Source organism: Delftia sp. WSY_7 (genome assembly GCF_043104845.1).
Lineage (GTDB): Bacteria > Pseudomonadota > Gammaproteobacteria > Burkholderiales > Burkholderiaceae_C > Comamonas > Comamonas tsuruhatensis.
Map to the genome: position 1 here is coordinate 104,944 of NZ_JBICLB010000051.1, position 19,416 is coordinate 124,359.

Below are 19,416 nucleotides of genomic sequence, written 5' to 3' on the forward strand. Positions count from 1 at the left end.
TCAAAGTATATATCCGCGCTGTGACTTGCTGTACGCCTCCTGGAAGATCTGGTGGATCAGCTCCCTGAACCATTTGTGCCCCGCGTCATGGTCGTTGCGCGGATGCCAGACGGCGTCGATGGACAGGGCCAGCTCGGGCAGGGGCATGGGGCGCGCCACGCAGTTGGAGCCGGACAGCACGCTGTGCATCCAGTGCGCGGGCATGGCGGCCACCAGGTCGGTGGATTCGATGACGGGCACCATGCCCAGCCAGGTGGGCACCTGGAACATCACGCGCCGCGCCAGCCCGCGCTCGGCCAGGAGTTCATCCACGATGCTGCTGCCCACGCCCGTGACCTTCAGGTGGCCTTGCTCCAGGTATTTCTCCAGCGTGAGCGGGGAGGCGGCGGCCGGATGGTCCTTGCGCATCAGCACCATCCACTGGTCGTCCAGCAGGCGGCGTGACGCCGACAGCACCGAGCGACCGCGCGAGACGGACAGCCGTATCTCCACGCCTTCGTACTCGACGCGGTCCGAGGGCTGGCGGCCGTCGAAGGACTGCACCGACAGGCTGATGCCCGGCGCCACTGCACGCAGATGGATGCACAGCTGCGGGAGCAGCAGCACGCCCACGTAGTCGGACAGGCGCAGGTGGAAATTGCGCCGCGCCGTGGCCGGATCGAATCCCTTGCTGACCTCGATGGCGCTTTCGATCTCGCTGAAGGCCTTGCGGAAGCTGCGCGCCAGGCGCACGGCCTCGGGCGTGGGCGACATGCCTTCGGCCGTGCGCAGCAGCAGCGGGTCGTTGAACTGGGTGCGCAGCCGGCGCAGCGCATGGCTGACGGCCGAGGAGGTGATGCCCAGCCGCGCGGCGGCCTTGCCCACGCTGCGTTCTTCCACCAGGGCCTCGAAGATCACCAGCAGGTTGAGGTCGATGCTGCGCAGGTTGACCGGAGCCCGGGGCGCGCCTTCTGCATGTTGAATGTTGTTCATTTTGATGATGACAAAGATGAGCTTGACTGAATTTTACGTGCGTCACGACAATGCACCAGCTTTGAAATGAATGCCCATGAATTCACCCAGTTTCAACCGCTGTGCCGGTGATTCCGACGCAGCAGAAAATCCAGCGGAACAATATCTGTTTCCGGAAAATTCCTGCGATACCCATTTCCATGTATTTGGTCGTTCCGATGATTTTCCGTTGATTGCGGAACGCGCCTATACACCGGCTGTCGCGTCCATGGACGATTATTGGAAAGCCTTTCGCCCATTGGGCGTGGACCGTTGCGTTCTGGTCCAGCCCAGCGTGTATGGCCGCGACCACGGCCTTCTCAAGCAGACGCTGCGCCATGCCGAAGCAGGCCGCATGCGTGGCGTGGCCGTGATCTATGAGGACACGTCGGAGGCGGAGATCGAAGCGCTGCACGCCCTGGGCGTGCGCGGCGCACGGTGCAATGCGCTGTTTTCGGGCGGGGTCTCCGTCTCCAGCCTGCAGGCCGTGGCCGACCGTATCCGGGGCCTGGGCTGGCATGTGCAATTGCTGGTGAACGTGGATGAAGACCCTGGCCTGGCGCAGCGCGTGGCCGACATGGGTGTGGCCGTGGTGGTGGATCACTTCGGCCACCCGTCGCGCCAGCTGGGTGCCGGCGGGCCGGGCAGCCGCAATCTGCAGGCGCTGATGAAGGAAGGCCGGGCCTGGGTGAAGTTCTCGGGCGCCTACCGGATATCGGCAACGGCATCGGCCGTGGACCCGGCCGTGACTCCCATTGCACATGCCCTGGTGCAGGCCAATCCGCACCGGATCGTATGGGGGTCGGACTGGCCGCATCCCGGAATAAAGGCCCGTTCGAATTCCGCTGGCGAATTGGCGCAGGCATTGGTGGATTGGGTTCCAGAGGAATACAGACGCACGGTATTGGTCGATAATCCCGCGCGCCTGTATTGGGGTCATTGATTTTCAAATAGCAGGAGACAGAGAAAATGAATCGAATCACATCGGGCCGCAGAGGCTTTATCCGCACGGCGGTATCTTTCGCGGCGCTGGCTGCGGCATCGGCTGCATCGGCAGTGCAGGCGCGCGCATTTCCGGCCAAGCCGCTCACGCTGGTCGTGCCCTTTGCGCCGGGCGGCAATGTGGACATCGTGGCCCGCACGCTGGGCATTCCGCTGGCCCGGCATGCGGGGCAGTCCGTGATCGTGGACAACCGTGCGGGCGGCGGTGGTGCCGTGGGCTCGGGCTGGGTGGCGCGCGCCGAGCCGGACGGGCATACGCTGCTGGTGGCCACGCCGGGCCAGTTGGGCACCTTGCCCGAGATGATCAAGCTGCCCTACCGCGCCGACAGCTTTGCGCCCATTGCCGTGGTCAGCCGCACGCCCGTGGTCGTGGTGGTGCGCGCCAACGACGCGCGCTTCAAGACCGCTGCCGATTTCATCAAGGCGATGAAGGCCAGGGATGGCAGCGTGACCGTGGGCCATGCCGGCCCGGGCTCGCCCAATCACCTGGCCGTGCTGCAGCTGGAAGATGCGGTGAAGGTGCGCGTCAATCCCGTGCCCTACAAGGGATCGGGGCCGGCCCTGGTCGATCTGATCGGCGGGCAGATCGATGCCGTGGTGGACCAGATCACCAGCTCCACGCCGCATATCAAGAGCGGCGCCCTGCGCGCGCTGCTCGTGCTGGGGCCGCGCGCCGGGGGCGGGCTGGCCGATGTGCCCGACCTGGCCCAGCTGGGCCTGCCGGTGTTCGATGCCACCACCTTCGTGGGCGTGTTCGCGCCCAAGGGCGTGCCCACGGCCAGCGTGGACAGCCTGTATGGCTGGATCTCCCAGTCTGTGGCCGACCCGGAGTTCAGCCGCCTGATCCGCGAGCTGGGCAGCGAGCCCTTCCCGGCCAGCGCGGCCGTGCTGCAGCGCCTGGTCAGCGAAGAGGCCGCACTGGCGGCGCGGCTGACCCGGCAGGGGCGCCTGCGCGCGGAGTAGCCGCCGCGCGCACTTTCCCGATCCTCTAGTACCCGGCCGCCAGCCCGTCGCGGCGCGGGTCGCTGGCGATCTGGTAGCCCTCCACGGCGGGATCGCCCATGCGCCAGATGAACTGGCCGGCGCCGAAGTCCTGGTAGGGGTCGTGGATGACCTCCACCTGGTGGCCCAGCGCCTGCAGGCCGGCAATGGTGGCCGGGTCCATGCCGCCTTCCACGTTGATGGCCAGGCCTTCGTTGACGCGCCAGCGCGGCGCATCGCAGGCCGCCTGGGGCGACTGGCGGTAGTCCAGCATGCGCACCACAGTCTGCATGTGGCCCTGGGGCTGCATGTTGCCGCCCATGACGCCGAAGCTCATCACGGGCTGGCCGTCGCGGGTCAGGAAGGCCGGAATGATGGTGTGGAAGGGGCGCTTGCCCGGGCCCACCAGGTTGGCGCGGTTGGGGTGCTGGGGGTCGGTGCCGAAGCCGTGGCCGCGGTTTTGCAGGCTGATGCCGAAGCTCGGCTCCACCACGCCCGAGCCAAAGCCCGAGAAGTTGCTCTGGATGAAGCTGACCATCATGCCGTTCTCGTCGGCCGCCGTCAGGTAGATGGTGCCGCCGCGCACGGGGTTGCCGGCCTTGAAGTCCTGCGCACGGCGCGGATCGATGAGCCTGGCGCGCGAGGCCAGGTAGGCGTCGTCGAGCATCTGTGCGGGCGTCACCTCCATGTCCGCATCGGCCACGTAGCGGTAGATGTCGGCAAAGGCCAGCTTCATGGCCTCGATCTGCAGATGCTGGGAGGCCACGCCATCCACGGGCAGGCTGGCCAGGTCGAAGTTGGACAGAATGCCCAGCGCGATCTGCGCTGCAATGCCTTGCCCGCCCGGCGGGATCTCGTGCAGAGTGTGGCCGCGGTAGTCCTTGGCCAGCGGCTGCACCCATTGCACCTCGTGCGCGGCCATGTCGGCCATGCCCAGGCAGCCGCCGTGCTGCTGCACGAACGAGGTCACGGCCCGGGCAATCTCGCCTTCATAGAAGGCCTTGCCGCGCGTGGCACCGATGGCGCGCAGGGCGCGCGCTGCGGCGGGAAAGCGGAACAGCTCGCCCACTTCCGGCGCGCGGCCCCGGGGCAGGAAGCTTTCCCTGAACCCCGGCTGCGATTGCAGCTCGGGCGCGCCTGCGGCCCATTTCTGCTGGACCACGGGCGGCACCAGGTAGCCGCGCTCGGCGATCTCGGCGGCCGGCTCCATCAGCGCGTCAAAGGGCAGCTTGCCGAAGCGCTCGTGCAGGGCCACCCAGGCGCTGACGGCGCCCGGCACGGTGATGGAGTCCACGCCCCGGCGCGGCGGCTTGTCCTGGCGGCCATAGCGCTGGTGGAAGTACTCGGGCGCCCAGCCCTGCGGTGCGCGGCCGCTGGCGTTGAGCCCGTGCAGTTCCTTGCCATCCCAGAGGATGCAGAAGGCGTCCGAGCCCAGGCCGTTGCTCACCGGCTCGACGATGGTCATGGTAGCCGCCGCCGCAATGGCGGCGTCCACCGCGTTGCCGCCTGCCCACAGCATGCGCAGGCCGGCCTGCGCCGCCAGCGGATGGGAGGTGGATACGGCATTGCGCGCGAACACGGGCACCCGCCTGGAGTCGTAGGGATTGCCGGGAGTGAAGGGAGAGGAAGAGGCGTGCATGAAAGAACCTGCCTCAGTCGGCGGTGATGCCCATGGTCTTCACGTCACGGCTCCAGCGCGTCAGCTCGCGGTCGATCTGCTGCTTGAAGGACTTGGGGTCGCTGGTCTCGGGGTCCAGGCCCTGGGCCTCGAACTGGGCTTGCACTTCGGGGCGCTCCATGATCTTGCGCACTTCCTGGGCCAGCCGCTCGACGATGGCCGGGTCCGTGCCGCCCGTGGTGAACAGGCCGTACCAGGACGTGAAGGCATAGCCGGGCAGGCCGGCCTCGGCGACGGTGGGCACGTTGGGCAGGTTCTTGACGCGCTGCTTCGTGGTCACGGCCAGGATGCGGGTCTGGCCGGTCTTGGCCGAGGTGATGGCGGGCGGAATGCCCGAGAAGATGGCCTGCACCTGGCCGCCCGACACATCGGTGATGGCCGGGCCGTTGCCGCGGTAGGGCACGTGCACCAGGTTCACGCCGGCCTGCTGCGCGAACAGCGCGCCGGCCAGGTGCAGGGTGGAGCCGTTGCCCGACGATGCGTAGTTGATGCTGCCCGGCGCCTTGCGCGCGGCCTCGATCATTTCCTGCACTGTCTTGTAGGGCAGGGCGGCGTTCACCAGCAGCGCGTTGCCGGACTCGGCCACCAGGGTGATGGGCTCCAGGTCCTTGCGCGGGTCGAACGACAGCTTCTTGGCCAGCACGGGCGCCACGGTGTTGCTGCCGATGGAGCCCAACAGCAGCGTGTAGCCGTTCTTGGGCGCCTTGGCCACCACTTCGCTGGCGATCAGGCCGCCCGCGCCGCCGCGGTTCTCCACCACCACGCTCTGGCCCAGGCGCTGCTGCAGCTCCTTGGCCAGGATGCGGGCCACGATGTCGTTGGCGCCGCCGGCGGCAAAGCCCACCATGATCTTCAGCGGCTGCGAGGGCCAGGCATCGGCGGCGGGCGCGGCCCAGCCGGGCGTGGCGCAGGTCAACAGGGCGGCGCAGCAGACGAGCAGGCGGCGGGACACGGGTGCAGGCATGGAGATCTCCAGAAATCCGGGAAGTGGGAGGGCGCGATCAGGACGATCGGCTATCGGTTGCCAGCGATTTTGATGATAGAAACTGTTTGGTGAAAGCTGGAATTTCTTACGAATCTTGAAAGCAAAACTTTTATGCCAAGCCTGCGCATTCTTCGCACTTTTCTGGCCGTGGCGGCGGAGGGCTCCTTCACCGCGGCAGGCCAGCGCGTGGCGCTGACCCAGGTGGCCGTGGGGCTGCAGATGCGCACGCTGGAAAACGACCTCAAGCGCAAGCTGTTCGCGCGCCAGGGCAAGCTGGTCACGCTCAACGAGCAGGGCCGGGCGCTGGTGCCCATTGCCACCCAGCTGGTGGCGCTGTACGAGCAGGCCAAGCACGGCACGCGGGCCGACGCACCGCTGGCCGGCACCGTGCAGTTCGGCTCCATCGTCTCGGCGCTGAGCCAGCTGGTGCGCGCCACGCTGGAGCTCAAGCGCCACCATCCGGCGGTGGACCTGCATGTGGTCTCGGGCAAGTCCAACCGGCTGATCGCCCAGGTGGAGAACCATGAGCTGGACGCGGCCGTGGTGGTCTACAACCCGGCCATCAAGCGCCCCTCGCTGGTCTGGACGCCGCTGTACGCCGAGCCCATGGTGCTGCTGGCGCCGCGCGCCGCCCGGCCAGCGGCGCCTGCCGACATGGTGGAGCGCTATCCCTTCATCCGCTTCGACCGCACCGAGCACACGGGCGAGCTGGTGGAGCGCACGCTGCGCCGTCTGCGCGCCAAGCCCCAGGAGTTCCTGGAGCTCAACTCCATCGAGACCATCGTGGAGCTGGTGCGCGACGGCATGGGCGTGGCCATGCTGCCCAACCTGGCGCGGCATGGCTGGGAGGGCGACCCGCGCCTGCGCGTGCTGCCCCTTGCCCAGACTGCCGAGAGCCGGCAGATCGCCCTGGTGCAGCTGCGCACGGCGGCGCGCGCCGAGATCATCACCGCCGTGGGCCAGCAATTCGTGGCGGCGCTGGCTGTGCCGGACTGAGTGTGCCGGACTGAGCGCGCTGCTGTGGGTGTTGCGCCGATCCGCGTGTCTTAAGTTGCGTATTGCGCGAGCCCGTGGCCCATGGACCAGTTCTCCTTGTCCACCTCGACCAGGTTGACGAACACGTCCTCGGGCCGCAGGCCGGGGCTTTCGACCAGCAGCTCGGCGATGCGGCTGAACAGCGCCATCTTCTGCTCCAGGCTGCGGGTGTTGCTGACCGTGAGCTGCACCAGCACCAGATCGTCGCTGCGCGCCACGCCCAGGTAGGAGGCGCTGTAGCGGAAGTTGTCGCCGTCATGCTCGGTGATGGTCATGAACTGGTCGTCCTCCGGCACGTTGAAGGTCTCGCGCATGGCGCGGTAGAGGCTGTCGCAGATGGCCTGGCGGTAGGCGGGGGACTTGCCGGCGCGCATGTTGATCCGGGTCATGGGCATGGTGTGGCTCCTTTGCGTTGCGTTGCGTTGAGTTGAGTTGCGTTGCTTTGCGTAGTGGGAGCCTCGAAGGTAGGCCGCACCAGATATTTTGAAAAGCCATGATTGCTGATATCAGTAATAATGGATTGCAATGATTCAACGACCTCTGGACCTGGATGCCGTGCAAGGCTTCGTGCACATCGCGGACCTGGGCAGCTTCACGCGCGCGGCCGAAGCCATGCAGACCACGCAGGCCGCCGTCAGCCTCAAGCTCAAGCGGCTGGAGCAGAGGCTGGGCTGCAGGCTGGTCGAGCGCACGCCGCGCCATGTGCAGCTGTCGGCGCTGGGTGCCGACTTCCTGCCCCATGCGCGCGAACTGCTGCAGGCCCATGAGCGCGCACTGGCGCTGGCTGTCAGCACGCGCCAGCGGCTGACCATCGGCATCAGCGACCACGTGGCCGGGCCTGAGCTGCCGGCCCTGATCGCCCGCATGAATGCGCAGGACCCGCAGCTGCTGATCGACATCCGCATCGCATCGTCCGGCCCGCTGCTGCAGGGGTTCGACCGGCGCGAGTACGACACGGTGATCGTTCGCACGCATGCCGGGCGTGACGACGGCGAGCTGCTGGCCGAGGAGCCCTTCGGCTGGTTTGCCGCGCCCGGCTGGCAGCACCGCGCGGGCGAGCCCCTGCCGCTGGCCACGCTGGCCGAGCCCTGCGGCGTGCGCGCCATGGCCGGGCAGCTGCTGGATACGGCGCGCATGCCGTGGACCGAGGTGTTCGTGGGCGGTGGCGTGGCCGCTGTCTCGGCCGCCGTCATGGCGGGGCTGGGCGTGGCCGCGCTGGCGCCGCGCATGCTGGCCCTGGGCGCCGTGGACGTGGGCCCGCGCCTGGGCCTGCCCACGCTGCCGCGCCTGCCCGTGCTGCTGCACACCCGCGTGCGCGAAGGCCGGCCGCGCGCGGCGCTGGATGCGCTGGGCGCCGCCTTCAAGTCCGCCGTGCGTGGCTAGCAGCCAACAATCGGCCCGGCATGGCGCGCAGCCGCTTGTGCCTGCGGGGCAACGGGCGATAGACTCGCACCCCTCCCATCCACCCTCACCCTTTCGAGGTGCACCATGCCCCGCCGCACAGCTTCCTGCTGAACGACTTCGTCACACGCTGATCCTGGCCTTGCCCCGGATGTCTTTTGCGTGTGCGCTGCGGTGCGTGGCCTTTTGAGGGCTTGCGGCTGACCGTCCGGTTTGCGGACGGCCCCGACAGTCCTGCCATCTTCCCCTTCGACAGCCTGCCGGCCCGGCCACCACGGGCCAGGCCGCGCTGTCGCTGCATCCCCTGCATTGCGGCGCCTGGCGTCGTCGTCGGCTTTTCCCGCTCCACGGCATGTCGCCGTGGGGTGCTGCATCGTTTTCGGAAAGCACGACATGACCCCATCCATTGCCCAAGGCGCTCACTTTCTTTCGAGCGTCGAGATCCTCAAGTACCCCCGTACGCCGCACCTGCGCGGCTCGCGCCTGCAGTCCGGTGACCAGGACGACGCCGTGCCCTATGAGCGGCTGGCCGGCCGGCACATCGTCGTCGAGGAAAAGCTCGACGGCGCCAACGCCGCGCTGAGCTTTGCCGGCGACGGCCAGTTGCTGCTGCAGTCGCGCGGCCACTACCTGGACAGCGAGCGGCCCGGCGGGCGCGAGCGCCAGTTCAACCTCTTCAAGCAATGGGCCCAGGCCCACGAGGGCGCGCTGCTGTCCCTGCTGGACGACCGCTACCAGGTGTTTGGCGAGTGGATGTACGCCAAGCACTCGCTGTTCTACGACGCGCTGCCGCACTGGTTCTGCGAGTTCGACATCTGGGACCGCTCGGCGCAGTGCTTCCTGGACACGCCGCGCCGCCATGCCCTGCTGGCCGGCGTGCCCGTGGTCTCGGTGCCCGTGCTCTACAGCGGGGCGGCGCCCCGGCGCATGCAGGACCTGCTGGCGCTGCTGGCCCCTTCGCTGGGCCGCAGCGCGCGCTGGCGCCAGGCCTTCGAGCAGGTGGTGGCCCGCCAGAAGCTGGACCTGCCGCTGTGCTGGCGGCAGACCGACGGCTCCGAGCTGGCCGAGGGCCTCTACCTCAAGGTGGAGCAGGACGGCCAGACCGTGGCGCGCTACAAGTTCGTGCGGCCGGACTTCGTGCAGGTCATCCTCGACTCGGGCTCGCACCACAGCGAGCGGCCCATCGTCCCCAACGGGCTGCGCGAGGGCGCAGACATCTTTGCGGCCGATATTTCAAAAAGCTGGTGAGGCCTGCAGCGCAGACCCATCGCAAGGAGATTGCCATGACGAACTGGAAACAGATCCAGTCCCTGGTGCCGCAGCCCGGCGCCGACCCCGACTTCGCGGCCTGCCTGGCCGCCTTCCCCCAGCTGGAGCAGGCCAAAACCACGCCGCAGGACCCCGTCTATCACGCCGAAGGCGATGTCTGGACGCACACGCAGATGGTGGTGCGCGAGCTGCTGGCCGATCCCGGCCATGCGGCGCTCACCGCCACCGAGCGCGAGACGGTCTTCCTGGCCGCGCTGCTGCACGACGTGGCCAAGTGCTCGACCACCGTGGTGGGCGAGGACGGCCGCATCGGCCAGCCCGGCCATTCGCGCCGGGGTGCGCTGGATGCGCGGCTCATGCTCTGGGAAGCCGGCGCGCCCGTGGACCAGCGCGAGGCCATCTGCCGGCTGATCGCCGTGCACCAGGTGCCGTTCTTCGCCTTTGCCGACTCGCGCCGCGGCCTCTCGCCCGAGTTCATCGTGCGCGAGCTGTCCTGGCAGGTGGACCTGCACTTGCTCACGCTGCTGGCGCGGGCCGACATGCGCGGTCGCATCTGCCCGGACATTGCGTCCGTGCTGGTCAACATCGAACTGGTGCGCGAGTTCGCGCTGGAAGAGGGCTGCCTGCGCACGCCACGCCGCTTTGCCTCGGCCGAGACGGCGGTGCGCTACTTCCGCGGCGCGCAGCTGCATCCCGACTATGCGCTGCACGCACAGGAAGGCTCGCGCGCCATCGTCATGTGCGGCCTGCCGGCCAGCGGCAAGAACACCTGGGTGGCGGCGCACCATGGCGACCTGCCCGTGGTCTCCTTCGACGATGCGCGTACGGAGCTGGGCCTGCGCCACGGCCAGAACGAGGGCGCGGCCGCCCACCATGCCGTGGACAAGGCCAAGGCCCTGCTGCGCGCGGGCCAGCCCTTTGTCTGGAATGCCACCCACCTGTCGCGCCAGATGCGCGGCAAGACCGTGGACCTGTGCCTGGCCTACGGCGCCCGCGTGGAACTCGTGCACCTCGAAGCCAGCCGCCCAACCCTGCTGGCCCGCAACCGCGCGCGCGACACCACGCTGACCAACGCGGCCCTGCTCTGCCTGCTGCAGCGCTGGGATGTGCCTTTGCCTACCGAGGCGCATGCGCTGTCGTTGCTGGTCAATGAGGGGTAGGGGAGGGGGAGGGTTGCTGTACCGCTGTCAAGCGGCATGCTCGCCGCGTGCGCGCTTCATCTCCAGATAGGACTGGGCTGCTTCCTGGTCGTCGGCCCGGTATGCCACGTTCATGTCCGGGCGATGCACGTCATCGCCCGGACCCTTCAGCCCTGGCAATGCCCGAAGATGATCAAGCAAGGTGGTCTGCGTGTTGGCAGAGGTGATCAAGGGGCGCAGATAGGCATCGAGGTGTCTGCCTTGCGGGTTCTGGATCTCCTGGGTCAGTGCCTTCAGATAAGCCTCCTTGTTGGAGGCCAGCCAGTCGATGGCAAAGCCCGCGCGGTGGCACAGCTCGGCATGGATCAGCAGCATGCTGCGTCCATTTCCGTCGAGAAAGGGATGACCCCAGGCAAACGCGCCCATGACAGCACCAGGTTTGTCGCGCAGGGTGCCTGCATCGTTGCCCATGTCCAGGCCCCATTCGACGGCGCGCTGGCACAGCTCTGACACTTCGAATTGCAGGCCTGCACCCCTGCCGACGAGCCGGCCCACGCCCAGCGCACGCCTGTCCTGGCCGGCCCAGGGGTAGAAGTCGGAAAACAGGATGGCGTGAACGCGCAAAAAATCGCGGTAGCCAATCCGGCCCCGGATGCTTGCCAGAAAGGCAAGTGCTTCTTCCAGGTTGGCCTCGAAAAAGAGGTGTTCCTGGATCTTGACCTCACGGGCGTCTTTCAGTCCTTCAATGTTGCGCAGGTAGCCCGCGCTTTCGAAGTCCCCGAACGGATCGAACATCCTGCACCTCCCTCATGTGATTGGTCATCAGCCTGGCAAGCTGCCGGCCATTGATGACATGTTTTTTCTTCAAGGCCACGAGCAGCTTGCCCGTGCTGTCGAGCTCCACTTCATCTCCTGCAGCGCGTGTGACTGCCTGTGCATAGTCGTCCAGTCCGGTACGCTGGTGTTGGATGTGGTGCGTGCGGGCCAGCCGCTCGACAAACTGGCGTACACCTTTGGTGGGCAGGGCGTTCACGTCTGCGGGCAAGGTTTCGCCGGGTTCATCAGGTGCCGAGGGATTGCGGACATAGCGCACGGCGACATCGCCCAGATTCAGCCTGCGTGAGACGCGCTGGCTGCCTGCATCGATCAGCAGCGTGGCCTGGCCCGCCTCGTTGACCAGATCCACGCTGCGAAACCTGATTCCCAGTCTGTCCAGCACCTCCCTGACCAGCTCATCGCTGGGGGCGAGCAACTGCGGATCGCCGCTGGCGTCGGGCCTTGCCTTGGCATAGATGCCGGCGCCCAGGCGGATCAGGCGGCCGTCCGAGACCAAGTCATGCAAGGCCTCGCTGAGGTGGGAAGCGCTTGCCAATCTGGTCAGATCTCGCCGGAGCACGATGTTGCCGGAGCGCTTGCTCAGCGATATCTGAAGTTTGCTGTCCAGGTTCATTCTCTGCCTCAGACGATCTCTACATGGTCTGATTTTAAGGTGTTGTTTTTTCCTTTTATAACAATGGGTTGTGCGCGGATTTCATGCCGCTTGACCAGCAGGGATTGCGATGAAGTCCAACCCCAATTCCAGTGCTGGACGCAATGGCAATCCAAGACCCGATACCGGCAAGCCATGCTCGCTGGTGAGATGACACCCGGACCTTGCACCGGCCGTGTGCGCAGACAATGAAGGTTTGAAGACCGCCGCCCCTTCTGTCTGCCACTTCGAAAGCCATCCATGAACCATTCCTCCCAGCTGCTGTCCACCCTCGCGCCGCTTGGCCGCATCCGCGCCTCCATCAACACCGGCAATCCCATTCTTGCGCGGCTGGATGCCGACGGCCGGCCTGCGGGCGTGTCCATCGACCTGGCCCGGCGCTTTGCGCAGCAGCTGGGGTTGGAGCTGGAACTGGTGGTCTTCGACACGGCCGCCAAGTCGGTGGATGCCGTCACGCGCGAGGAGGCCGACTTCGGCTTCTTTGCCGTGGACCCCGTGCGCGGCGCGGGCATCGGCTTCACGGCACCCTATGTGCTGATCGAGGGCAGCTACCTGGTGCGCCAGGATTCGCCGCTGACCGACAACGCCCAGGTGGACCGGGCCGGGCACACGGTCGTGGTCGGCAAGGGCAGCGCCTATGACCTGTACCTGAGCCGCGAGCTCAAGCATGCGCAGATAGAGCGCGCCGTGTCCTCGCCCGCCGTGGTGCAGGCCTTTGTGGAATCGACGGCCGACGTGGCCGCCGGCGTCAAGCAGCAATTGGAGGCCGATGCCGCCCGCCTGCCCGGCCTGCGCCTGCTGCCGGGCCGCTTCATGGTGATCCAGCAGGCCATGGGCCTGCCCAAGGGGCGGGGCGATGAGGCCCTGCGCGTGCTGGCGGCCTTTGTGGAAGAGGCCAAGGCCTCGGGCTTTGTGGCCGAGGCACTGCAGCGCCACGGCATCCAGGGCGCAGCGGTTGCGCCTGCGGCCTGAAGGTCAGGCGCCGCGCAGCACCAGCAGGTCGATGCTGGCCGGCACGCCCAGGCGCACGGCAAAGCCGGCCCACAGGCCTGCACCGGCGCTGACGAAGAGCTTCATGGCGCCGACCTCGTACTCCCCGCGCACAAAGCCGTCATTGGCGGGCGCCACCAGCCATTGGTCCATGCCCAGGATCAGGCCGCCGTGCGTATGGCCCGACAGCTGCAGGCCCACGCCGTGGGCAGCGTTGTCACGGGCGGTCTTGGGCTGGTGGGCCAGCAGCAGGTGGTATTGCGCACCGGCCTCTTTGGCCTGGCGGGCCACGGTGTCGATGTCAGGCGGCACGCCTTCGGGCACGGACGGGTCGGTGTTCTGGCGCGACAGGCGGCCATAGGCCGGATCGCCGATGCCCGACAGCGCCAGGCGCGCGCCCTGCACATCGATCAGCTGCATGCGGTTTTCCAGCAGGTTCAGGCCCAGGCGGCGGAATTCGGCCATCCAGGCGTCGTAGCCGCTGTAGTACTCATGGTTGCCGGGCGCCGCCCAGACGCCGTGGCGTGCCTTGAGCTGCGCCAGCGGCGCGATGTTGGCGCGGCCGCTGTCCACGTCGCCGTCCACCATGTCGCCGGGCAGCACGATGAGGTCGGGGCGCGCCCCCAGCGTGCGGTCCACGATGGTCTGCACATAGCGCGCGTCGTTGATGGGGCTGGCGTGGATGTCGGCCAGCACGGCCACGCGCAGGCCTTCCAGGCCGGCGGGCAGGCCGGGCAGGCGCAGCGTGCGCTCGTGCACCTCGGGCGGGCGCAGCGCATTGGTCACGCCCCAGGCCGACAGCAGGCCTGCCAGGGCCAGGGCGCCGGCCGTGAGCAGCGGGGCGTGCAGGCGCTGCTTCCAGTCCTCGCGCCGGCTCACTGCGGCCAGCGCCCAGAGGCCGTCGCGCAGCACGATGAAGACGGCCAGCATCAGCAGCAGGGCCAGCACCCAGCCGCCCGGCACCTGCAGATAGGCCAGCGTGCGGTACTCGACCGTGCCCTCGCGCAGCAGCACCAGCAGCAGGGCGGGCGTGCAGCCCAGGGCCGCCGTGGCGACGGCCGCCATCAGGCGGGCGCGGCGCGGCATCAGGCGGACGGGCCACCACAGCCACAGGGCCAATAGCGGGATGACGAGGGCGGCAAGAGTAACCATGGGGAGCAGATCGAGGAAGGCGGGTGAGGCGGCCAGCGCCGGGAGCGGGCGGCAAGGCGAGCGCCGATTGTGCGCAATGCCTTGCATGCCGCTGGCCTGACTTGGCGAAGGCCCTGGCATGCGGGGGTTTTCATGCGGGCGGCACAGGGCCGGCGTATGGAAATCTGCAGCCGCGTGGCGCCGCCGGCATGGCGCGGGGATAATCCAGCCCCTTATGCCTTTGAAGATCAGCTTCCCTGAATCCCTGCCCGTATCCGCCCGCCGTGAGGAAATCATGGAGGCCATGGACCGGCACCAGGTCATCATCGTGTGCGGCGAGACGGGCTCGGGCAAGACCACGCAGCTGCCCAAGATCGCGCTGGCGCTGGGCCGGGGCAAGGTCAACGCCACGCCCGACGACAAGGGCCAGGTGCGCGGCCACCTGATCGGCCACACGCAGCCGCGCCGCATTGCCGCCAGCTCGGTGGCCAAGCGCATTGCCGAGGAGCTGAACACGCCGCTGGGCGATGTGGTGGGCTACAAGGTGCGTTTCCAGGACCGGCTGTCCAAGGACGCCTCGGTCAAGCTGATGACGGACGGCATCCTGCTGGCCGAGACGCAGACCGATCCGCTGCTCAAGGCCTACGACACGCTGATCATCGACGAGGCCCACGAGCGCAGCCTCAACATCGACTTCCTGCTGGGCTACATCAAACAGATCCTGCCCCGGCGCCCCGACCTCAAGGTGGTGGTGACATCGGCCACCATCGATGCCGAGCGATTTGCCAGGCACTTCGAAGGCCCCAAGGGGCCTGCGCCCGTGATCATGGTCTCGGGCCGCACCTACCCCGTGGAGATGCGCTGGCGCCCGTTCGAGGAAAAGCGCGACCATGACCTCAACGACGCCATCGCCGAAGGCGTGGACGAGCTGTGGGCCGGCGGCGCGGGTGGCGACATCCTGGTCTTCCTGCCCGGCGAGCGTGAGATCCGCGAGGCGGCCGACCACCTGCGCAAGCACCTGGCACAGCAGCCCGTGCTGCGCCATGCCGAGGTGCTGCCGCTGTTCTCGCGCCTGTCGCAGGCCGAGCAGGACCGCATCTTCGACAGCCACACGGGCCGGCGCATCGTGCTGGCCACCAACGTGGCCGAGACCTCACTGACCGTGCCCGGCATCCGCTATGTGATCGATGCGGGCACGGCGCGCGTCAAGCGCTATTCCTTCCGCAGCAAGGTCGAGCAGTTGCTGGTCGAGCCCATCAGCCAGGCAGCGGCCAACCAACGCGCCGGCCGCTGCGGCCGCGTGGCCAACGGCATCTGCATCCGCCTGTACGACGAGGCCGACTTCGGCACGCGCGCGCGCTTCACCGACCCTGAAATCCTGCGCTCCTCGCTGGCCGGCGTCATCCTGCGCATGAAGTCGCTGGGCCTGGGCGACGTGGTGAACTTTCCCTTCCTCGAAGCGCCCTCGGGCCGTGCCATTGCCGACGGCTACCAGCTGCTGGGCGAGCTGGGCGCCGTGGACGAGCGCGGCGAGCTGCTGCCCATGGGCCGCGAGCTGTCGCGCCTGCCGCTGGACCCGCGCGTGGGCCGCATGATTTTGGAGGCGCGCACGCGCGGCGCCGTGGCCGAGGTGCTGGTCATCGCCTCGGCCCTGTCCGTGCAGGACGTGCGCGACCGGCCGCTGGAGGCCCAGCAGCAGGCCGACCAGCAGCACGCCAAGTTCGACGACGAGAAAAGCGAATTCAGCGGCTACCTGCGCCTGTGGAAATGGCTGCAGGATGCGCGCGGCGGCAAGGTGGTGGCCAAGAGCCGCAAGGAAATGGCCACGGCCCAGGCACCGGCCGCCAAGCCGTCGGCGCGCAATGCCGCCTTCCTGCCCGTGGCCCAGCGCAGCGGCGGGCAGAGCGTGGCCGCCCCGGCGGCCGAGGCGTTGGCGGCCTTCCATCCGCAGGACACCGGTCCCGGCACGGATGACGAGCCCTCGCACAAGCTCAGCAACCGCCAGTGGGAGCAGCTGCTGCGCCAGAACTTCATCAACATCCGCCGCGTGCGCGAATGGCGCGACATCCACTCGCAGCTGCTGACCGTGGTCAACGAGCACAAGTGGAAGGTCAACACCGAGCCCGCGGGCTACGACGCCGTGCACCTGTCCATGCTGTCCGGCCTGCTGGGCAACCTGGGCTACAAGGGCGATGAAAGCGACGCCTACCTGGGCGCGCGCGGCATCCGCTTCCATCCGCACCCGGGCGCCCACCTGTCCAAGAAGCCGGGGCGCTGGATCGTTGCGGCCGAGCTGGTGGAAACCTCGCGCCTGTACGGCCGGGGCATCGCCGCCATCGATCCGCAGTGGCTGGAGGAAGTCGGCGCCCACCTGCTCAAGAAGCAGCTGCTCGATCCGCACTGGTCCAAGAACCAGGCCGACGTGGTGGCGCTGGAGCGCGCCACGCTCTACGGCCTGGTGGTCTACAACGGCCGGCGCATGAGCTATGGCCGCATCGATCCGCAGTCCGCGCGCGAGATCTTCATCCGCCAGGCCCTGGTGGAGGGGCAGTGGGATACGCGCTGGCACTTCCTGCCCGCCAACCTCAAGCTGGTGCGCAAGGTCGAGGAGCTGGAGCACAAGAGCCGCCGCCAGGACGTTCTGGTCGATGACGAGCTGATCTACGCCTTCTACGACCAGCAGATCCCCAAGGACGTGTTCAGCGGCGCCACCTTCGACCATTGGTTCCGCGAGGCGGCCAAGGAAAACGCCGACCTGCTGCGCCTGTCGCGCGACGAACTGATGCGCCACGAGGCTGCCGGCATCACCACCCAGGCCTTTCCCAAGGTGGTCAAGCTCGGCGGCGTGGACTGCACGGCCAGCTACCTGCACAGTCCGGGCGACGCACGCGACGGTATCACCGTCACCGTGCCGCTGTTCGTGCTCAACCAGGTCAGCGACGAGCGCGTGGAATGGCTGGTGCCCGGCATGCTCAAGGACAAGCTCCAGGCCCTGCTCAAGAGCCTTCCGCAGCGCCCGCGCAGCCGCTTCGTGCCCCTGCCCGAAAGCGCCCAGCGCCTGGCCGAACTCTTCACCACGCCCGAGCGCTGGGGCCAGGGATCGCTGATCGATGCCCTGCTCAAGCAGGTGCGCGACGAGACCTCGCTGGACGTCAAGCGCGCCGACTTCAAGCTGGACATGCTCAGTCCGCACCTGTTCATGAACTTCCGCATCACGGACGAGCATGGACGCCAACTGGGCCAGGGCCGCAACCTGGGCGCGCTCAAGGCCGAACTGGGCGCCAAGGCGCGCGGCGCCTTCCAGGCGCTGGCCGCGCTGAAGGTGGCTTCGGTCACCGAGGCCCCTGCTGCACCCGCTGCCACCGCGCCCGAAGCCGGCAGGAAGCCTGCGCCCGCTGCCAAGGCGGAAAAGCCCGACCAGGCCAAGCCCGCCAGCAACGCCAGGCCCAGCCAGCCCGCCGACAGCCGCTACAAGGAATGGAGCTTTGGCGAGCTGCCCGAGCTGATGGAGATCGGCCGGGGCGGGCAGACGCTGATCGGCTTTCCGGCGCTGATCGACCACGGCGATGCCGTCGGCATCGAGGTCTTCGACGAGCCCGAGGTCGCGGCCGCGCGCCACCGCGTGGGCCTGCGCCGCCTGTTCGCGCTGCAGATCCGCGATGCGCTCAAGTACCTGGAAAAGAACATCCCGGATCTGCAGAAGATGGCCGTCGCCTACATGCCGCTGGGCACGCAGGAGGAACTGCGCGAGCAGATCATCGACGTGGCCATAGACCGCGCCTTCCTGCAGGAGCCGCTGCCCACCAACGACGCGCAGTTCAAGCAGCGCGTGCAGGACGGGCGCGGCCGGCTGACGCTGATCGCCAACGAGGTGGCGCGCATGGCCTCCACCATCCTGGTCGAGTACGCGGCGGCCCAGCGCAAGATCAAGGACACCAAGAATGCGCCCGACGCCACGGCCGACGCCGCCCAGCAACTGCAGCGCCTGGTGCCCAAGAACTTCATCGCGGCCGCGCCCTGGACCCAGCTGCAGCACTACGCGCGCTACCTCAAGGCCATCACCAGCCGGCTGGACAAGTACCGCGCCGACCCTGCGCGCGACGCCAGCCGCCTGGCCGAGCTGCGCCCGCTGGAGCAGCGCTACTGGCGCCTGGTGGCCGAGCGCAAGGGCCATATCGATGCGCGCATGCAGGAGTACCGCTGGATGCTGGAGGAGCTGCGCGTGAGCTTCTTCGCCCAGGAGCTGCGCACGCCGTACCCGGTCAGCATCAAGCGACTGGACAAGGTCTGGCAGCAGCTGCAGAACTAGCGCCGTGCCGGCCTGCGGCCCTTCCGTGATCGGGAGGGCCGCAGGCCATGGTTCAACGCGGCATCGCCACCTTCACCGGCACGCAGCCGGTTGGAGCGATGCAAGGCCCAAGGCCGTATGCGCCATCACAGAGATGGGGCATTTTTCAAAGCACGGGCGATCTGTGCAGAACCTGCACAGATGCTGGCCGCTCCATGGCGTTGTGGTGGGCCCTGTGCGTTTCTAGACTGCAGGCATCAACCACTTCCCGTTTTCAGGAGCACTGCATGTCCCTCGCAGAACAGGCCAGCCAGGCCACCCAATCCACCAGCCATCCCACCCTCCGCGCCCTGTCAGGCGCGCCGGGGCGCAGCCAGTTGCCACGGGGTGCCACGGCGCTGCTGGTCATCGACTTCCAGAACGAGTACTTCAGCGGCCGCCTGCCCATCCCGCGCGGCCCGCAGGTCCTGGAGCAGGCCCGGCGCCTGCTGCAATGGGCCGATGCCGGGCAGGTTGCCGTGTTCCACATCCAGCACATTGCCCCGGAAGGTGCACCCGTGTTCGCCGTCAATGGCAGCACCGTCCAGTTCCACCCCGGCCTGCAGCCGCGCGCGGGCGACACCGTGGTGCAAAAGCGCAGCGTCAGCGCCTTCGTCGGCACCGACCTGGCCGACCAGCTGCGCTCGCGCGGCATCACCACCGTAGTCATCTGCGGCCTCATGACGCACGCCTGCGTGGCCGGCGCCGCACGCGATGCCGCGCCGCTGGGCTTCGAGGTCGTCGTGGCCAGCGACGCCGTGGCCACACGTGCCATCACGCGCAGCAATGGCGAATCCGTGGACGCCGACAGCCTGCACCGTGCCGCGCTGGCCGAGATCGAGGATGTGTTCGGCGATGTCATGCCCACCGCGCATGTGGTGCAGCTGCCCCTGCGCTGAGCCTGCAGGCAGGGCCCGCGCATCGTCTCCTAGCGAGAATCCACGGCGTTGCCGTACTCCGTCGTGGTGCTGGCCGCATCCTTGCGCACTGGCACGGCGA

Annotated in this window: 16 protein-coding genes; 9 read left to right on the top strand and 7 right to left on the bottom strand. The window is 68.1% G+C overall.

Translation table 11 applies throughout. The features are described 5' to 3' along the window. On the bottom strand, window positions 1–972 hold the full coding sequence (locus ACF8ME_RS25735) for a LysR family transcriptional regulator (RefSeq protein WP_392418788.1): 972 nt from the start codon (window positions 970–972) through the stop codon (window positions 1–3). A 76-nt stretch (window positions 973–1,048) separates the two neighbouring features. On the opposite strand from ACF8ME_RS25735, the gene ACF8ME_RS25740 reads away from it, so the two are divergent. Both ACF8ME_RS25740 and ACF8ME_RS25745 read left to right on the top strand, forming a co-directional pair. Beyond that, on the top strand, window positions 1,049–1,933 hold the full coding sequence (locus tag ACF8ME_RS25740) for an amidohydrolase family protein (RefSeq protein ID WP_392418791.1): 885 nt from the start codon (window positions 1,049–1,051) through the stop codon (window positions 1,931–1,933). 26 nt (window positions 1,934–1,959) lie between these two features. Beyond that, entirely contained in the window at window positions 1,960–2,955 is a 996-nt protein-coding gene (locus ACF8ME_RS25745) for a tripartite tricarboxylate transporter substrate binding protein (RefSeq protein ID WP_392418794.1), read from the top strand. Between the two features lie 25 nt (window positions 2,956–2,980). Here ACF8ME_RS25745 and ACF8ME_RS25750 read toward each other — a convergent pair whose 3' ends face one another. Together ACF8ME_RS25750 and ACF8ME_RS25755 are read right to left on the bottom strand one after the other, a co-directional pair. After that, window positions 2,981–4,612, bottom strand: a complete 1,632-nt coding sequence (locus tag ACF8ME_RS25750; RefSeq protein WP_392418797.1) for a gamma-glutamyltransferase family protein — start codon at window positions 4,610–4,612, stop codon at window positions 2,981–2,983. A gap of 13 nt (window positions 4,613–4,625) precedes the next feature. Beyond that, on the bottom strand, window positions 4,626–5,615 hold the full coding sequence (locus ACF8ME_RS25755; protein ID WP_013801719.1) for a tripartite tricarboxylate transporter substrate binding protein: 990 nt from the start codon (window positions 5,613–5,615) through the stop codon (window positions 4,626–4,628). A 132-nt stretch (window positions 5,616–5,747) separates the two neighbouring features. On the opposite strand from ACF8ME_RS25755, the gene ACF8ME_RS25760 reads away from it, so the two are divergent. Continuing rightward, window positions 5,748–6,632 carry a LysR family transcriptional regulator gene (locus tag ACF8ME_RS25760; RefSeq protein WP_016448236.1) on the top strand — a complete coding sequence of 295 codons (885 nt, stop codon included), beginning with the start codon at window positions 5,748–5,750 and terminating at the stop codon, window positions 6,630–6,632. Window positions 6,633–6,682: 50 nt separating this feature from the next. Here the strand turns inward: ACF8ME_RS25760 and ACF8ME_RS25765 are convergent, their stop codons facing one another. Then, window positions 6,683–7,066 carry a tautomerase family protein gene (locus ACF8ME_RS25765; RefSeq protein ID WP_016448235.1) on the bottom strand — a complete coding sequence of 128 codons (384 nt, stop codon included), beginning with the start codon at window positions 7,064–7,066 and terminating at the stop codon, window positions 6,683–6,685. A 130-nt stretch (window positions 7,067–7,196) separates the two neighbouring features. On the opposite strand from ACF8ME_RS25765, the gene ACF8ME_RS25770 reads away from it, so the two are divergent. The 3 genes from ACF8ME_RS25770 (at window position 7,197) to ACF8ME_RS25780 (ending at window position 10,501) form a co-directional block, all read left to right on the top strand. Continuing rightward, window positions 7,197–8,054, top strand: a complete 858-nt coding sequence (locus ACF8ME_RS25770; RefSeq protein ID WP_016448234.1) for a LysR family transcriptional regulator — start codon at window positions 7,197–7,199, stop codon at window positions 8,052–8,054. 411 nt (window positions 8,055–8,465) lie between these two features. Beyond that, a complete protein-coding gene (locus ACF8ME_RS25775) occupies window positions 8,466–9,320 on the top strand; it encodes an RNA ligase family protein (RefSeq protein ID WP_392418800.1) in 855 nt (284 codons plus the stop codon). Between the two features lie 35 nt (window positions 9,321–9,355). Further along, window positions 9,356–10,501: an AAA family ATPase gene (locus tag ACF8ME_RS25780; RefSeq protein ID WP_392418803.1), complete on the top strand. Its 1,146-nt coding sequence runs from the start codon at window positions 9,356–9,358 to the stop codon at window positions 10,499–10,501. 27 nt (window positions 10,502–10,528) lie between these two features. Here the strand turns inward: ACF8ME_RS25780 and ACF8ME_RS25785 are convergent, their stop codons facing one another. Both ACF8ME_RS25785 and ACF8ME_RS25790 read right to left on the bottom strand, forming a co-directional pair. Next, window positions 10,529–11,275, bottom strand: coding sequence for a Fic family protein (locus ACF8ME_RS25785; protein ID WP_016448231.1), 747 nt, complete (start codon window positions 11,273–11,275; stop codon window positions 10,529–10,531). Further along, window positions 11,223–11,930, bottom strand: a complete 708-nt coding sequence (locus ACF8ME_RS25790; RefSeq protein WP_074923501.1) for a hypothetical protein — start codon at window positions 11,928–11,930, stop codon at window positions 11,223–11,225. Before ACF8ME_RS25790 ends, ACF8ME_RS25785 begins: the two co-directional genes overlap by 53 nt. A 279-nt stretch (window positions 11,931–12,209) precedes the next feature. Between ACF8ME_RS25790 and ACF8ME_RS25795 the strand changes: the two genes are divergently transcribed. Next, window positions 12,210–12,941: an ABC transporter substrate-binding protein gene (locus tag ACF8ME_RS25795; protein WP_212646551.1), complete on the top strand. Its 732-nt coding sequence runs from the start codon at window positions 12,210–12,212 to the stop codon at window positions 12,939–12,941. A 3-nt stretch (window positions 12,942–12,944) separates the two neighbouring features. Here ACF8ME_RS25795 and ACF8ME_RS25800 read toward each other — a convergent pair whose 3' ends face one another. Next, window positions 12,945–14,111 (bottom strand): metallophosphoesterase, encoded by a 1,167-nt coding sequence (locus ACF8ME_RS25800; RefSeq protein ID WP_392418808.1) that lies wholly within the window; start codon window positions 14,109–14,111, stop codon window positions 12,945–12,947. 214 nt (window positions 14,112–14,325) lie between these two features. Here ACF8ME_RS25800 and hrpA point away from each other — a divergent pair, with 214 nt between their 5' ends. Together hrpA and ACF8ME_RS25810 are read left to right on the top strand one after the other, a co-directional pair. After that, window positions 14,326–18,399 (top strand): ATP-dependent RNA helicase HrpA, encoded by a 4,074-nt coding sequence (hrpA, locus tag ACF8ME_RS25805; RefSeq protein WP_392418810.1) that lies wholly within the window; start codon window positions 14,326–14,328, stop codon window positions 18,397–18,399. Between the two features lie 266 nt (window positions 18,400–18,665). After that, the gene (locus ACF8ME_RS25810; protein WP_043790239.1) at window positions 18,666–19,316 is read left to right on the top strand and encodes a cysteine hydrolase family protein; all 651 of its coding nucleotides are present in this window, start codon (window positions 18,666–18,668) and stop codon (window positions 19,314–19,316) included. The last annotated feature ends 100 nt before the right edge of the window (window positions 19,317–19,416 follow it).

Coding starts and splice junctions, on each gene's coding strand:
- ACF8ME_RS25735 (WP_392418788.1), bottom strand. CDS start 972: ATGAACAACATTCAACATGCAGAAGGCGCGCCCCGGGCTCCGGTCAAC.
- ACF8ME_RS25740 (WP_392418791.1), top strand. CDS start 1,049: ATGAATTCACCCAGTTTCAACCGCTGTGCCGGTGATTCCGACGCAGCA.
- ACF8ME_RS25745 (WP_392418794.1), top strand. CDS start 1,960: ATGAATCGAATCACATCGGGCCGCAGAGGCTTTATCCGCACGGCGGTA.
- ACF8ME_RS25750 (WP_392418797.1), bottom strand. CDS start 4,612: ATGCACGCCTCTTCCTCTCCCTTCACTCCCGGCAATCCCTACGACTCC.
- ACF8ME_RS25755 (WP_013801719.1), bottom strand. CDS start 5,615: ATGCCTGCACCCGTGTCCCGCCGCCTGCTCGTCTGCTGCGCCGCCCTG.
- ACF8ME_RS25760 (WP_016448236.1), top strand. CDS start 5,748: ATGCCAAGCCTGCGCATTCTTCGCACTTTTCTGGCCGTGGCGGCGGAG.
- ACF8ME_RS25765 (WP_016448235.1), bottom strand. CDS start 7,066: ATGCCCATGACCCGGATCAACATGCGCGCCGGCAAGTCCCCCGCCTAC.
- ACF8ME_RS25770 (WP_016448234.1), top strand. CDS start 7,197: ATGATTCAACGACCTCTGGACCTGGATGCCGTGCAAGGCTTCGTGCAC.
- ACF8ME_RS25775 (WP_392418800.1), top strand. CDS start 8,466: ATGACCCCATCCATTGCCCAAGGCGCTCACTTTCTTTCGAGCGTCGAG.
- ACF8ME_RS25780 (WP_392418803.1), top strand. CDS start 9,356: ATGACGAACTGGAAACAGATCCAGTCCCTGGTGCCGCAGCCCGGCGCC.
- ACF8ME_RS25785 (WP_016448231.1), bottom strand. CDS start 11,275: ATGTTCGATCCGTTCGGGGACTTCGAAAGCGCGGGCTACCTGCGCAAC.
- ACF8ME_RS25790 (WP_074923501.1), bottom strand. CDS start 11,930: ATGAACCTGGACAGCAAACTTCAGATATCGCTGAGCAAGCGCTCCGGC.
- ACF8ME_RS25795 (WP_212646551.1), top strand. CDS start 12,210: ATGAACCATTCCTCCCAGCTGCTGTCCACCCTCGCGCCGCTTGGCCGC.
- ACF8ME_RS25800 (WP_392418808.1), bottom strand. CDS start 14,111: ATGGTTACTCTTGCCGCCCTCGTCATCCCGCTATTGGCCCTGTGGCTG.
- hrpA (WP_392418810.1), top strand. CDS start 14,326: ATGCCTTTGAAGATCAGCTTCCCTGAATCCCTGCCCGTATCCGCCCGC.
- ACF8ME_RS25810 (WP_043790239.1), top strand. CDS start 18,666: ATGTCCCTCGCAGAACAGGCCAGCCAGGCCACCCAATCCACCAGCCAT.